Source organism: Pseudophaeobacter sp. TrK17 (assembly GCF_042192375.1).
In the GTDB taxonomy this organism is placed as follows: Bacteria; Pseudomonadota; Alphaproteobacteria; order Rhodobacterales; family Rhodobacteraceae; genus Pseudophaeobacter.
The window spans coordinates 55,465-69,269 of the sequence record NZ_CP071704.1; the positions used below are offsets into that span (position 1 = coordinate 55,465).

12 protein-coding genes and 3 pseudogenes are annotated in these 13,805 nt (G+C 57.2%); 8 read left to right on the plus strand and 7 right to left on the minus strand.

All coding sequences use genetic code 11. From position 1 onward, the window contains the following. The first annotated feature begins 8 nt into the window (after window positions 1-8). From JZI28_RS23435 to JZI28_RS23460, 6 genes are all read left to right on the plus strand, one after another. Window positions 9-539, plus strand: coding sequence for a sarcosine oxidase subunit gamma (locus JZI28_RS23435; protein WP_040482928.1), 531 nt, complete (start codon window positions 9-11; stop codon window positions 537-539). Between the two features lie 78 nt (window positions 540-617). Continuing rightward, the gene (glyA, locus tag JZI28_RS23440) at window positions 618-1,892 is read left to right on the plus strand and encodes a serine hydroxymethyltransferase (RefSeq protein WP_040482927.1); all 1,275 of its coding nucleotides are present in this window, start codon (window positions 618-620) and stop codon (window positions 1,890-1,892) included. Between the two features lie 3 nt (window positions 1,893-1,895). Then, complete coding sequence (locus tag JZI28_RS23445) at window positions 1,896-3,317, plus strand: L-serine ammonia-lyase (protein ID WP_375700446.1); 1,422 nt, start codon at window positions 1,896-1,898, stop codon at window positions 3,315-3,317. 13 nt (window positions 3,318-3,330) lie between these two features. Further along, a complete protein-coding gene (purU, locus tag JZI28_RS23450; protein WP_007206132.1) occupies window positions 3,331-4,191 on the plus strand; it encodes a formyltetrahydrofolate deformylase in 861 nt (286 codons plus the stop codon). A 62-nt stretch (window positions 4,192-4,253) separates the two neighbouring features. After that, entirely contained in the window at window positions 4,254-4,913 is a 660-nt protein-coding gene (locus JZI28_RS23455) for a plasmid pRiA4b ORF-3 family protein (RefSeq protein WP_375700447.1), read from the plus strand. Between the two features lie 120 nt (window positions 4,914-5,033). Continuing rightward, window positions 5,034-5,615, plus strand: a complete 582-nt coding sequence (locus tag JZI28_RS23460) for a recombinase family protein (protein ID WP_375700448.1) — start codon at window positions 5,034-5,036, stop codon at window positions 5,613-5,615. Between the two features lie 90 nt (window positions 5,616-5,705). Here JZI28_RS23460 and JZI28_RS23465 read toward each other — a convergent pair whose 3' ends face one another. Further along, window positions 5,706-6,266 carry a recombinase family protein gene (locus JZI28_RS23465; protein ID WP_375700449.1) on the minus strand — a complete coding sequence of 187 codons (561 nt, stop codon included), beginning with the start codon at window positions 6,264-6,266 and terminating at the stop codon, window positions 5,706-5,708. Between the two features lie 112 nt (window positions 6,267-6,378). Then, complete coding sequence (locus JZI28_RS23470; protein WP_375698918.1) at window positions 6,379-9,306, minus strand: Tn3 family transposase; 2,928 nt, start codon at window positions 9,304-9,306, stop codon at window positions 6,379-6,381. A 113-nt stretch (window positions 9,307-9,419) separates the two neighbouring features. Between JZI28_RS23470 and JZI28_RS23475 the strand changes: the two are divergent. Both JZI28_RS23475 and JZI28_RS23480 read left to right on the plus strand, forming a co-directional pair. Then, window positions 9,420-9,911, plus strand: a pseudogene (locus JZI28_RS23475) (transposase); the annotation flags it as partial. Then, a complete protein-coding gene (locus tag JZI28_RS23480) occupies window positions 9,908-10,510 on the plus strand; it encodes a plasmid pRiA4b ORF-3 family protein (RefSeq protein ID WP_375700450.1) in 603 nt (200 codons plus the stop codon). The pseudogene JZI28_RS23475 and the gene JZI28_RS23480, both read left to right, overlap by 4 nt. 65 nt (window positions 10,511-10,575) lie before the next feature. On the opposite strand, the pseudogene JZI28_RS23485 reads toward JZI28_RS23480, so the two are convergent. The 5 genes and pseudogenes from JZI28_RS23485 to JZI28_RS23505 all read right to left on the minus strand — a co-directional run bounded on the left by JZI28_RS23485 (window position 10,576) and on the right by JZI28_RS23505 (window position 13,627). Then, window positions 10,576-10,997 (minus strand): annotated as a pseudogene (locus tag JZI28_RS23485) (ArsC/Spx/MgsR family protein). Beyond that, window positions 10,994-11,509, minus strand: a pseudogene (locus tag JZI28_RS23490) (arsenic resistance protein); the annotation flags it as partial. The pseudogenes JZI28_RS23485 and JZI28_RS23490, both read right to left, overlap by 4 nt. A 23-nt stretch (window positions 11,510-11,532) precedes the next feature. Next, window positions 11,533-12,267: a DsbA family protein gene (locus JZI28_RS23495; RefSeq protein ID WP_375700375.1), complete on the minus strand. Its 735-nt coding sequence runs from the start codon at window positions 12,265-12,267 to the stop codon at window positions 11,533-11,535. 110 nt (window positions 12,268-12,377) lie between these two features. After that, a complete protein-coding gene (locus JZI28_RS23500; RefSeq protein WP_350135242.1) occupies window positions 12,378-12,953 on the minus strand; it encodes a L,D-transpeptidase in 576 nt (191 codons plus the stop codon). An 83-nt stretch (window positions 12,954-13,036) separates the two neighbouring features. Continuing rightward, a complete protein-coding gene (locus JZI28_RS23505) occupies window positions 13,037-13,627 on the minus strand; it encodes a L,D-transpeptidase (protein ID WP_375700376.1) in 591 nt (196 codons plus the stop codon). Window positions 13,628-13,805 lie beyond the last annotated feature (178 nt).

The following is a 13,805-nucleotide window of genomic DNA, read 5'->3' on the forward strand; positions in this document are numbered from 1 at the left end:
ACAAGATCATGAATGCTCCGGTGACATCTTTTGACGCGGTATCGGTTTCTGTACTGCCACCAGTGGCGCGCTTTAACCTGCGCATCGCGCCTGCCGATTTGGCGACAGTCTCCAAGGCTTTTGGCCTGACCTTGCCCACCAAGATCGGGCAGGGCGAACAGAACGGGGATCGCGCAGCCTATTGCATTGGTCCTGACGAGTGGCTGCTACACGCCGCAGAGGCTGACCAGCAGGCGATTGTCGCGGCCTTTAACGCCGTGCGCGAAAAGACACCACACAGCCTTGTGGTGATCTCGGACCGTGAGTTGACCATCAGCGTCACTGGTCCTGCTGCCTTGGATTTGCTGTCCGTGGCGTGCCCACTTGACCTGTCGCGCATGGCCAACGGCAGCGCCAAGCGGACGGTGTTCGATTATGCCCAAGTTGTGCTGATCCGCGATGGCGAAGACGCTTTCCGCATTGAAGTCTGGCGGTCGTTCTTTCCGCATGTGCACGGCCTGCTTGAAATCGCTGCGCGCGAATTGGCTATCGGTCTTTAACGCCCGACCTCAACCGTACAATTGACGCGCCCTGACAAAGGGCGCGACCCCTTCCTTATGTCTGAAAGGACCCATCCCATGCTCGATTCCGCTAAAACCACCCGCATCACCGACACCGCCATTGCTGATGCCGTCAGCCTTGAGCTTGACCGTCAGCAGACCCAGATCGAACTGATCGCATCTGAAAATATCGTCAGCCGCGATGTGCTTCTGGCGCAGGGATCGGTGCTTACCAACAAGTACGCCGAGGGCTATCCGGGTCGTCGCTACTACGGCGGGTGTGAGCATGTCGACACTGTCGAGCAGATCGCCATCGACCGTCTCAAAGAGCTCTTCGGCGCGGGTTTTGCCAACGTACAGCCGCATTCCGGCGCGCAGGCCAATCAGGCCGTGTTCCTTGCCCTGCTGAAACCGGGCGACCGGATCATGGGGCTGAACCTCGCGCATGGTGGGCACCTGACGCACGGTTCGCCCGTCACCATGTCGGGCAAATGGTTCGATGTGGTCAGCTATGAGGTCTCCAAGGACGATCTACTCATCGACATGGACAACGTGCGCAAAGTCGCGCTTGAGACGAAGCCAAAGCTGATCGTCGCGGGCGCGTCGGCCTATCCAAGGCACATGGACTTCGCAGCATTCCGCGCCATTGCCGACGAAGTCGGTGCCTATCTAATGGTCGACATGGCGCATTACGCGGGCCTTATCGCGGCGGGCGAATATCCTGATCCGGTGCCGCATGCTCATGTCGTGACTTCGACTACGCACAAGACGTTGCGCGGCCCACGTGGCGGGATCATTCTGACCAATGACGAAGCACTGGCCAAGAAGTTCAACTCCGCCGTGTTCCCTGGCAATCAGGGCGGCCCGCTGATGCATGTGATTGCGGCCAAGGCCGTGGCTTTTGGCGAAGCGCTACAGCCTTCGTTCAAGCAATATGCAAAGGATGTGATTGCCAATGCACGTGCGCTTTCTGAGGTGCTGGTTTCGGGCGGTCTGGGCGTGGTGTCGGGCGGCACCGATTGCCACATGGTTCTGGTCGATCTGCGCCCCAAAGGTGTGACCGGCAAGGCGGCGGAAATCGCCCTCGAACGGGCAGGGCTGACCTGCAACAAGAACGCCATTCCGTTTGATCCTGAAAAACCCTTTGTCACCTCCGGCGTGCGCCTTGGCACATCCGCAGGCACGACGCGCGGCTTTGGCGAGGCCGAATTCCGCAAGGTGGGTGAATTGGTTCTCATGGTGATTGACGCGTTGTCGGCGAATCCTGAAGGCGACGCCGCTGTCGAGGCAGCGGTGCTGGAAGAGGTGCGCGCGCTTTGTGAAGCCCACCCGATCTACACTGACGGCGTGTAAGTCATGTTCTTGTCGGTTTTCGACATCTTCAAGATCGGTGTCGGCCCTTCTTCGTCGCACACGATGGGGCCGATGACCGCTGCCGCGCGTTTCCTCGACGATCTGCGCGGCGGGGCCGAAAAAATTCCCGGAGCGGGCACGCTGACCCGCCTGGGGGCCTCACTTCATGGGTCGCTCGCCTTTACGGGCAAGGGCCACGGAACGGACCGCGCGGTCATCCTCGGGCTGATCGGGTATCTGCCTGCCTCGCTTGATCCCGATGCTGCCGAAGAACTTGAGACCGAAGTCCGCCGCATCAAACGCATCAGCCCGCCGGGGCTGGGTACGCTCGATTTCGACCCCGAGAGCGATCTTGTGTTTGATTTTGGCCCACCTTTGCCGGGCCATGCCAACGGGCTTGTACTGAGCGCGTTCGACGAACGCGGGAATCCCTACATGACGCAGACCTACTATTCGGTTGGCGGTGGATTTGTCGTGACCGAGGCCGAGCTTGAGACCGAAAAGGCCGCCAAGACGAAGACGCTGCACGCCGAGAAGGACGCGATGGGTTATCCCTATCCCTTCGGATCAGCAGCCGAGATGCTGGAGATGGGCCGCGCATCGGGCAAGAGCATCGCTGAGATGAAACGCGCGAATGAATGCGCCCATCAGAACATCCAGCCACGCGAGCTGTCTGGTCAGATCACCCGTATCTGCGACGTGATGAACGCCGTTATCGACCGCGGCCTTCGGATAGACGGCATTCTGCCCGGTGGGCTGAGCGTCAAGCGGCGCGCCAAAGCGATGCACGAACAGCTTCTGGCGGAACGCGGAAACAACCGCAGCCAGCCGCATGTCGCCAATGACTGGCTGTCGGTCTACGCAATGGCCGTGAACGAAGAAAACGCCGCCGGGGGCCGTGTTGTCACCTCGCCCACCAACGGCGCGGCGGGTGTCGTGCCGTCGGTCGTGCGCTATTACCGCGACCACTGCATCGGGGCCACTGATGCCGGTGTGCAAACGATGATGCTGACGGCGTCGGCCATTGGCGGGCTGATCAAGCACCGCGCGTCGATCTCTGGGGCGGAATGTGGCTGTCAGGCCGAAGTTGGCAGCGCCTCGGCCATGGGAGCAGCCGGACTGTGCGCAGCACTTGGTGGCACAAATGAACAGATTGAAAACGCAGCTGAAATCGCGCTTGAGCATCACCTTGGCATGAGCTGCGATCCCGCCGCTGGGCTGGTGCAGGTGCCCTGCATCGAACGCAACGGTCTGGGGGCCATAAAGGCGGTCAGCGCTGCAAGTCTCGCGCTGCGTGGGGACGGTACGCATTTCATGCCGCTCGACAATTGCATCGAGACCATGCGCCAGACCGGCGAAGACATGAACACCAAATACAAGGAGACGAGCCTTGGAGGCCTTGCTGTCAACCTGCCGGAATGCTGAGCCAAATCCAGTTTTGCGGGAGCCATCCGAACCACAATTCATCCTGAAACTATCCTGCGACGCGGCACCGGGGATCGTGGCGGCGGTGACGTCCGCGCTGGCCTCCCAGGGGGCCAATCTCGTCGAGACCGCGCAGTTCTGGGATCGCCAGAGTGATCGCTTTTTCCTACGCGTTGCGTTTCTGGCAGAGGACGGCGATGAGACCCGCATCCTCGACGCGCTCGCACCGATCAAGGTGCAGTTTGATATGGATTTGAACCTCCGCCATACGGCACGCAAGCCGCGCCTGCTCATCATGGTGTCGCGCTTTGATCACGCAATGCTGCATCTTCTGTACCAAGTTCGTGTTGGCTGGCTCGATGCTGAAGTCGTGGCCATCGTTTCGAACCATCCAGATGCGCGCCGCATCGCGGAACACGAAGGTTTGCCCTTTTACCACCTGCCTGTAACCCGTGAAACCAAGGCCGAAGCCGAGGCGGAACTGCTGACGCTGGTCGAGGAAACAGACGCCGATCTGGTGGTTCTGGCGCGTTACATGCAGGTGCTGTCTGACGAATTTTCGCGCGCGCTATCGGGGCGGGTGATCAATATTCACCACTCGTTCCTTCCCAGCTTCAAGGGGGCCAAGCCCTATCACCAAGCGCATGAACGTGGGGTCAAGCTCATCGGGGCCACGGCGCATTATGTTACCGCCGACCTCGACGAAGGGCCGATCATCGAGCAGGAGGCTGAGCGGGTCGCCCATTCCATGACCCCGGACGATCTTGTGGCGGTCGGCCGTGATATCGAAGCGCGGGTTCTGGCGCGCGCTGTCAAGATGCACCTTGAAGGACGCGTCATGCTGAGCGGGCAGCGCACGCTGGTTTTTACGTAGCCGAGAGTACCGCAAAGTGTGGGGCAGTTGAATTTTGGGATTGATGCTGGCAAGGATTTTGGATGTCATCCGCTTCTCAAATCTATCAGCTAAAGGTACGCCTTCTTGGGTTGAGCCCGATGATCTGGCGGCGTGTTTTGGTATCGGATTCGACGACTCTGCGTGAACTGCACGGCATTCTTCAGGTTGCGATGGGCTGGGAGGGCATTCATCTGTTCCTCTTCGAGGTTCACGCGGTACAATACGGCTCGTTCGAGTTGCATGCTGGAAACCCGGATGTATCCTTGCAGCAGTTTGGATTCCGCGAGAACCAACGATTTTCTTACGTTTACGATATGGGGGATCACTGGGAACACGAAATCCGTGTTGAAGCGATTAATCCGCCACCAAAGAAAACCTATCCGGCCTGCATAGGCGGTTCCGGAGCCTGCCCGCCTGAAGATTGTGGTGGTGTATATGGGTATCTTGAACGGCGGGATGAGGCTGACGGCTATGATGCCTGGAATGACATGGGCGTCATGGTTGGTTTCCTTGAAGATGTTGTAGCAGCGAACGCCCCCAATCGGCCGGTATCTGATTTCATGTCTGACGAGGTGGAAGCTGCGATGGAACGGGTGGTTGCTCGCAAACCGTTCGTCGAGGGGAAATTCTCACGGGGTGCTGTGAACAAGCGGTTTCGATCCGGAGATCATCGCGACCTGATGCGCCAGCAGATGTGGTAAGGGCCGTCCGTAATCGTTCGGTTCCGGACAGGGCGTAATGATCTGTCCATAAATTATCTTGAACCTGTATCGAACAGGTGTATGATTTTGGACAATATTTCCGGACAGAATTGCAATGCTGTGACCAGAACATTCGCCTACGCCAGAGTATCGACCGTCGAACAGGACCCCGAAAACCAGATCCGGGAGATCGCTGTCGCAGGATTTGCGGCGGAGCCACACCGGATCATTACCGAAACGGTTTCCGGCTCACAGGCCATCGCACAGCGGAAGGGATTTGCGCGTCTTCTGGACAAGATGGAGCGTGGCGATGTTCTTGTCGTGACCAAGCTGGACCGGCTGGGGCGCGATGCGATCGATGTCAGTACCACCGTCGCCAAGCTGGAAACCTTGGGCATCCGTGTGCATTGCCTCGCCTTGGGCGGCGTGGATCTGACCAGTTCTGCGGGCAAGCTGACGATGGGTGTGATCAACGCAGTTGCCCAGTTCGAGCGAGACCTTCTGATCGAACGCACGCAATCGGGGCTGGCGCGTGCGAAAGCGCAAGGCAAAACACTGGGGCGCCCATCAACCCTTTCGGCTGATCAGCAGGCGTTGGTCCGCAAAAAGATCGCCAATGGCGCGACAGTTTCCTCCATCGCACGCGAAATGGGCACCAGTCGGCAGACAGTCATGCGGGCGAGGGACTCAGAACCAATATAATCAAGCAGGCAGGACCTCGAAGATGGATATCGAAATCAGCGTCACAATAAGGCCCTGTACGCACGAAAGGGGTCAAAAACGGCCACATTTTCATGAGAGATCGGTTGTCCGCTTGATGCGGTCGATTGTTGCGACGCCGACGTTGAAGTGGCGTGCGATGGCGCGGATGGATTGGCCATCTTTGAGCATGGTTCTGACTTGATCCTGTTGATGAGGGGTGAGCTTGAGCTTGCGCCCGAACTTGACGCCGCGCTTTCTGGCGGAGACGCGTCCTTCCTCTGTTCGCTCGTTGATGATATTGCGTTCAAGCTCAGAAAGTCCAGCAAAAACAGTAAGTAAGAACTTTCCCATTGAGCTTGTACTGTCGGCCCAGGGCTCGCGCAGAGAGCGGAACGATGCTCCAGCAGTTTCAATTTTCTGGGTGATGGCAAAGAGATCATTGGTCGAGCGCGCCAGTCGGTCGAGGCTGGTGACCAGGAGCGTGTCACCGGGTTGTAGGGAACCTATCATCTTTTCAAGCTGAGGCCTACGCCGGTCAAACCCCGTGATTTTCTCCTGGAAAATCGTGTCACAACCTTCGCTCTGGAGATGCTCGATCTGGCTTTCAAGGTTCTGGCCGGTGGTTGAGACCCTTGCGTACCCAATCAGCATGGGATTTGCCTTGATTTGGCTGCCTTAATGCGGAACAAATATACGGATCTTGCAAGGCGCTGATTTTGCGTGCAAAAAATGTCGTTCCGTTTGTTATAAGTTTCGGAACGCATCATGCTGCCATCCTCATCTCTTCGAGGGGAAGGCGCGTATCCATATCGAGATCAAAGACACCATATGGGTTGAAGTGGCTGTGCGGCAGCGGGTTCAGCGCTGCCATGTCGCGGGCGGTCATCTTTTCGCGCCAGGGGCGCTCACGAAGTACCTGCTGGATCATGAGCGTATTCACATAGACCATCGCCGCTTGCAGCAGGTGCAGGCTGAGGACAGAGATTTCATGATCGTCACGACGGTTGGACACCAGCTCATTACCATTGCCGTAGAAGATGAAGTCGTTCACCCCGTTCCAGCGCTCTATGACATTGAGCCCGGAATGGATTTCGCGGCGCAGCTCCGCGTTGCCGAGATACCGGCATAGAAAGATCGTTTTGACCGCCTTGCCCAATTCCAGAAGTGCCGAGAACACTGGGTGCGTTTGGCCCCGTGTGAAGCGGCGGAGGATGGTCTCCGCATCGGCTGTCCGCAGCTTGAGGGCAATCGCAAGGCGGATCATCTCATCGTAATGCCGCGCGATCAGATCCCAGTCGATGGGTCGGGCCGTGCAAATCGGCTCAATATTTGCGAAGCGGCGGTCGGCCTGCTTGTCTGCGCGGGAGAGTTTTTGGCCGGCGATACCTCTCAGGCGTGGCATCAAGTCGAAGCCAAGAAGGTGGCAAAAAGCAAACCCCACGACGCTTTGTCCGTGAGTATCAACAAACTGGCGGTCGATATCCAGGTCCGTGCCGTGGTGCAGTACGCCCTCAATCATGGACGCAACCTCGGAAGACGAGACTTGTTTCAACTGTGAATGGACACAGGTGGCCTGCTTATCGACATGCCAATAGATCATTACACCACGCCCGCCATAGCGCTGATGCCACTCGGTCATCAGGTTCTGGTCCCAGGATGCCAGTTGCGTGGAATCCGAGGCGCAGCTCGTACCCGAATCTCCCCAGATATCGGAGCTGCGAATGCGGTAGGTGGCATCTGCAATCCGGCGGGTTGCATCCTGCAGTGCTGTTTTGTGAATGAAGCGTTGCCGGATGTAGAGCAACTCCTTGTAGCTGACCTTATGGGGGCCCGCCGCAATGGCCTTGAGCCCGATATTTGTCCCGATCCCGAACAGGGCGAGCAAGAGACGCCGGGAGACCTCTTCCTGCGGCAAGTTCTGCCGAGACCCCGCTGCACGGAACAGCGGCGTGAACTCTGTGCGCAGATCGACTTCCTTCAGCACATCCAGAAGGCTGGTCATCGGCCACCGTCGGCCAAGCTCCGCTTTAAGGTCTTCCAACCCCACAGGATCAGTCTGTGGACTCAAGGGACGCAAGGATAGGCGCGCGCCTCCGGCCCGAGCCTTGAGTTTGACATCCCTGTTGGCCGGGAAGCCTTGATCAAAGGCGCTCAGGGCCTCTCTCATGCCGTCTCGCAACGCCTGGACAAACTGAGCCGCACTCTGGGGCTGATCAAGCAAGTCGAAGTAGTGCGCGCGGCGCGTATCAAAATCGGCTGGTAGATCTTGGTCCGGATCGCAATATCGCTTTGCACCCTCTATCCAGATTTCTTTTGTCCGCAGCTTCTCACGCAGAGTCTGAAGGACACATATCTCGTAGTTGATGCGATTGACGCGGACCACGTCTCCAGGGCCCACCTCGAGAACAATGTCTCGCCACTTGGGGCGAATAACACCGTCGATCGGAACCTCCTCCTCAGCATAAAATTGTGGCTTCCGGTCCGATGGCTCCGTCAATACGGCAAGGGCGGCCAACAACGGCTCGGCACTGGTGCTGCTCGTCCGGAACGTCAGTGCTCTCAAGATCACTGGCAGGACGCGCCGGTAATGCCGCGCATAAGAGCGGCGGATTGTATGATGCACGCGGGTCGTGAATGAAGGCGTGTCTGCCTGGTAGGTTTTCGCCAGCTCACGGATCGTCTCACGCGGGACGACCGGGTAGATGACCTGCGGGATGTCGCCTTCCGGCTGCCCATCGACTGCGAGCACGATCTTGCCCAAAACCGTGTCTTTGCTTTCCGCCTTCCGAAAGTCAGCGACATATTCCTTGATCACCTTACTCTCAGCGCGCGCAGATATCTTGTGGATGATGCTGATCACCAAATCGCCCAGATCATCTGTCAATTCTGCGGCTCTGATCGCGCAAAAGCAACTGAGCAGGGCATGCCGTACAGCCTCGGGACGGCGGCGCATGTCCCAAGCATCTTCGCTGGCGGCGCGGCGAGCCAGGCTGGCGATATGGTCTGGATGAATGCCCTCCAAGAGATGAGGCGGTAGGCCGATGGCACGAACCATCTCTAACCGCGCCACAGCATCCTGAACGGCCTGTACGCTTGCCCCGCCTGGACCTCGCGCAAGCTGCGCAAATCGCGATGCGGCCTCATCGGTCGTCAGCAAAGCATCCAAGGCGTGTTTGTGCGCCAACGTCAGCCGCCCTGAAATCTTGGCGTATTGCCTGTGATCGAACTGGCGTTCCGATTGAGCCATCAGCTTGTCCAAGCGCGATTGCTCTGGTCGGATGAAACGATTGGCTAGAAACCACGCTGTCATCCGCTCATCAAGCGCCGACACCTGCGGCGCGTTCGGCAAGACCTCAACCACAAGCCATTCCACAAATTCGCCAGAAGCGGCTCGATCAAATCGCCGCAGCCGCAAATGATCCGAAACCAGACGGCGATACCGGCGATCCGAGCGCTCTGGTACATCTGATGGCAGCGGACCGTCATACTCGATCTGTTCCGCCAAAAACTGCACAACAGCCTCTGGCATGGCATCCATTCGGTTAGGAAATCTGGCATGGCGTTGGAAAAACTTCAGGTAGTATCCGAGTACAAGCCGTTTCGGCCCAGGCAACCCCTTCAGCAGCGGCTGCTCTGAGGGTTGCAAAACCCAATGTAAACGCAGGGCCTCTGCTGACCAAAGCTGTTCCATGCACGCTCCAAGTTAATTTATATCGGAGCATATATACGGATCAGTCCGCCATATCAACTCAAAATGCACAACCAGAAAATGTGGCCGTTTTTGACCCCTTTCGTGCGTACAGGGCCATCTTCGCTGTAGAGCGTGAAATCACTGGCCTGTCAGCCGCAGCGCGTCATGAAGTTCGCCAGCAGCGGGTCGCGCCGCTGGTCAATGATCTGCATGACTGGATGCGGGCCGAGCGGGCACGGATGTCAAAGCACAACCCTGTCGCCAAGGCGATCAATTACATGCTCGACGGGACAGGTCGCTGGGACGCCTTTACTGCCTTCCTTGATGATGGGCGCCTCTGCCTGACCAACAATGCCGCCGAGCGCGCTCTACGCGGCATCGCATTGGGCAGAAAATCATGGCTTTTTGCAGGGTCTGAACGTGGTGGCGACAGGGCAGCCTTCATGTATAGCCTCATCGTCACGGCAAAGATGAACGACATCGACTCTCAGGCTTGGCTGGCCGATGTGCTCGCCCGTCTGCCGGATATCCCGATCTCGCGCGTGCATGAATTGCTGCCTTGGCATTGGAAGGCCGCCACTGAATTGAAAAGGATTGCCGCATGACACTGGTCGCACGTCTCAAGGTGACATTATCCGATGTAGAGCCTCAGGTGCTGCGGCGCTTCGATGTGCCACTCAAGATCAAGCTGAACCGCCTGCACGACGTGATCCAGGCCGCGATGGGATGGACCGACAGCCACCTTTATGAGTTCCGGGCCGGCGGTGTTGGCTGGGGCGTGCCAGACCCTGACGGCTATTACGATGGCCCGCTGCCCGCGAACAAATCCAGCCTGCTGGATGTCCTCGAAGATGTCGGCACCAAGACCATCCTTTACATCTATGACTTTGGCGACAACTGGCACCATGTGATCAAGGTCGAGAAAATCGATGATGCCATCCCGGGTGCTGCATACCCGCGCCTTGTCAGGGCCATCGGGGCATGCCCCCCTGAAGATGTGGGTGGCTTCCCCGGATACGCCGACTTCGTTGACGCCATGGCCGACCTCAAACACGAAGAACACCATCGGATGCTGGAATGGTATGGGGAAAAGTTCGACCCTGAAGAGGCAGAGATCGGTCGCATCCTCGACAACTTCGAGCGCCTCGCCAAAAAGTGGACCCCAAAACCCCGCAAACCAAAAGCAGTTCCAAAACCCGTTTGATCAATAGGGCACGTCAGCGGCCTTCGGCGGATACTTACAAATGGGCTTCTGCGAGGTTCGGTATATCAGCCAACGCGGTGTCCTTCCGAGTCAATCAGCGGCGTGCCGTCCTCTTTGGCAATAGGGCCAAGGGGAGATGGTCGAGAAGATTCAGCACGGCGTCGCTAGGGCGGCAGGGCCGGACGCCCTTGGGCGCGAAGACGATAGGACCATTGACCAGAATAGGATGTTCCAGCATCGCGGCAAGCAACGTGTCGTCGTCCACCGAAAGATCAAGCAGGCCCAGCTCCTCTGCCGGGGACTTCGTCACCCGCAGGGCGGTGCGAGGCGTAAGGCCTGCGGCGGCGAACAGCGCCAGAAGCTGCGGGCGGGTCTAGCCGGTTTCGAGAAAAGGAACGACGACCGGCGTCTCGCCCGACGCCTCGATGATTGCCAGCACGTAGCGCGAGGTGCCGCAGTCGGGATTGTGATGGATGACGACGGTCATGCGGACCCTTCCTTGGGAAACCAGTGCTGAGTGCGGTTTGCGAAGGCGAAGAGGGACAGCATCACCGGCACCTCGATCAGAACGCCGACGACCGTGGCCAGCGCCGCACCGGACCCCAGACCGAACAGGCTGATCGCGACGGCGACGGCCAGTTCGAAGAAGTTGGACGTGCCGATCAGGGCGCAGGGTGCCGCCACGTTGAACGGGATACTCCAGGCGCGCGCCGCGCCGTGGGCCACGAAGAAGATGCCGTAGGACTGGATCAGCAGTGGCACAACGATAAGCACGATGACGAGCGGGCGGTCGAGGATGACCTCGCCCTGAAACACAAAGAGAAGCACCATCGTCACCAGCAGCCCGACGATCGAGAACGGCTGCACACGGGTCTTGAACGCGTCGATCGCCGTCTTGCCACCCTTCGCAACGAGGCTCCGGCGTGTCAGGTAGCCCGCGAGCAGCGGCAGCATGACGTAGAGGCCGACCGACAGCAGCAGCGTGTCCCAAGGCACGACCGATCTCATAATCGTCCCCCCTTTCACTCGGGGACGAGTTCTGCAATCTTTTCAAGAAGTGTACCACGCTCAATCACACCGGGGATTATTTCGTCACCCAATACGAACGTCGGCGTTCCAGTTATACCCAAAGCTTCTGCGAAACGCAGAGAGGCAGCAATGTGATCACTCACTGAATCAGATTGCATATCTGTTTTCAAAATTTCGAGATCGAGCCCCACATCGCCTGCAATTTTCATAACGCTTGCTTCAACGGCTTGCGCGTTCAATGCCATCATTGCCTCGTGAAACTGCTGATATTTACCTTGATTTCTCGAGGCAAGTGACGCGCGCGCCGCAACTTCGGAACCGGGCCCTAGGATTGGGAATTCACGATAAATAATGCGGACATCCTTGCTTGCCTCCAGTACCGCTTTGACCTCAGGTGCCGCGCGGCGGCAATATCCGCAGTTATAATCAAAAAATTCGACTAGCGTGACGCTGCCATCCAAGTTCCCGAAGATCGGAGCATTCTGTTCGAAATCATCGCGCAACTCAGACAGGGCGTCAGTCTGCGCTTCGGCGAGCGCTACATTTTCACGTTCCTGAAGGATTGCAAGCGCTTCGATCAGAATTTCGGGTTTTTCCAAGATCGCTTCAAGTGCGAGACGCTTGATATCTGCTTCATTGAGCTCTTGTGCGGCCACAGTAGTAACAGGAAATGCTGCTAATACTGTTGCAAGAACAATTTTCGACAGGCCGCGTCGCGCTAATAACATCTTGAATCCTTCCTAGGATTGAGAGAGATCCGGGGTGATTGAGTTATCTTCCCTAGGAAATCTTCTGCTGAAAAGCTACCAAAACACGCTGATCTCGCCAAGGCAGTGTTCTAAGTTGCGGGGTATAGGATCACACGGGTGTCCAGCGGGACTTTATCATAAAATTGGACAATCTGATCGTTCACCAATCTGGCGCACCCGTTCGAGACTGCACGGCCGATAGTGCTTGGGTCATTTGTGCCATGCACACGCAAAAAGGTATCGCCACGACCCGGTTGAAAGAGGTAGAGGGCCCGCGCACCTAGAGGATTGCTCAGACCGCCAGGCATTCCATTTCGTAAGGGACCATATTTCTGAGGCTCACGACGCAACATGCCCGGGGTTGGTGTCCAGCTGGGCCATTCCTTCTTTGCCCCAACATAGAATTCGCCTGCCTCATAAAGACCCGGGCGACCGATCCCAACGGTATAGCGAATTGCAGTGTTGTCAGGTTGGGTCCAGAAGAGGGCAAACTGGCTTGGGAAAACATGAATTTCGTATGGATCAGCGCCTCCTGGGATGCTTACTACTTGAGGCAAATACTCCGGCGGCAAATCATACTTTGGCAGCACTACATGAGCTGAAACGGGCTGACTGCACAAAGCACCGACAGCCCCGGTGGCAAGGAGAAATTTTCTTCGTTTCATGAAATTATGGCTTTCGAGTAGTGAACGTAGAATGAGCGCTGGTACAGGAGATCAGACTTTAACAAGTCATGCGAAGTGCGGGATCAAAACAGTTTGACTTGTGTTCCTACTTCGGCCAAAGCGAACAATTCTTTGATATGTTCGTTATAAAGACCAATGCACCCATTTGATGATCGGCGGCCAATCTTCCGCGTGTCTCCTGTCCCGTGGACGCGATAATACTGCCATGACAGGTAGAGAGCGTGCGTGCCCAAAGGATTATCAGGACCAGGTGGAAAGTAGTCGGGCCATTCTGGATTGCGGATTTTCATTGAAGGAGTTGGGCGCCAGCTTGGACCTTCCACTTTCTTGATCACGCTAGTGTACCCGCGTTTGGTAAGATCTTCGGACTCAGGCACACTGGAAGGATAAAGCTTATAAACGCTTTGGTTTTCGGACCAATACTGCACCGCTCGGGAATCTATATCGCAGAGTATTACCCCATGTTTCAGGTTGTCGAAGTGATCCTCCCAATTCGCGACAGCAAAACCGGACGAGTTCCTACGTACAACCGGTGATGCTATCGGAGGCGTGTTTTGGGCAAATGCGGTGCCCGCTTTCAGAGTGAGGCCGCTCGCCGCTGCTCCAAGCAGGATACTGCGCCGCGAGATAGCCGCATCTTTTACAAACTTCATTCCACTACCCTCAAACTAAACTTTTCCGGTTTCTACAACCTTCACCCACTGGAGGTTCAACCAATTTAGTATCACAAAAATGTGAGGTCAGTAATTTTGAGATTTTCGACAGGCGAGTGATGGCGTCTGAGATGCTCCCCGAAATTCGGACACTGGTGTAAGCTGCGATTTGTAGTCT

What these genes read in the sequence shown, in the direction of transcription:
- JZI28_RS23435 (WP_040482928.1), top strand. Translation starts at nt 9, where the DNA reads ATGAATGCTCCGGTGACATCTTTTGACGCGGTATCGGTTTCTGTACTG.
- glyA (WP_040482927.1), top strand. Translation starts at nt 618, where the DNA reads ATGCTCGATTCCGCTAAAACCACCCGCATCACCGACACCGCCATTGCT.
- JZI28_RS23445 (WP_375700446.1), top strand. Translation starts at nt 1,896, where the DNA reads ATGTTCTTGTCGGTTTTCGACATCTTCAAGATCGGTGTCGGCCCTTCT.
- JZI28_RS23455 (WP_375700447.1), top strand. Translation starts at nt 4,254, where the DNA reads ATGTCATCCGCTTCTCAAATCTATCAGCTAAAGGTACGCCTTCTTGGG.
- JZI28_RS23465 (WP_375700449.1), bottom strand. Translation starts at nt 6,266, where the DNA reads ATGCTGATTGGGTACGCAAGGGTCTCAACCACCGGCCAGAACCTTGAA.
- JZI28_RS23470 (WP_375698918.1), bottom strand. Translation starts at nt 9,306, where the DNA reads ATGGAACAGCTTTGGTCAGCAGAGGCCCTGCGTTTACATTGGGTTTTG.
- JZI28_RS23480 (WP_375700450.1), top strand. Translation starts at nt 9,908, where the DNA reads ATGACACTGGTCGCACGTCTCAAGGTGACATTATCCGATGTAGAGCCT.
- JZI28_RS23495 (WP_375700375.1), bottom strand. Translation starts at nt 12,267, where the DNA reads ATGTTATTAGCGCGACGCGGCCTGTCGAAAATTGTTCTTGCAACAGTA.
- JZI28_RS23500 (WP_350135242.1), bottom strand. Translation starts at nt 12,953, where the DNA reads ATGAAACGAAGAAAATTTCTCCTTGCCACCGGGGCTGTCGGTGCTTTG.
- JZI28_RS23505 (WP_375700376.1), bottom strand. Translation starts at nt 13,627, where the DNA reads ATGAAGTTTGTAAAAGATGCGGCTATCTCGCGGCGCAGTATCCTGCTT.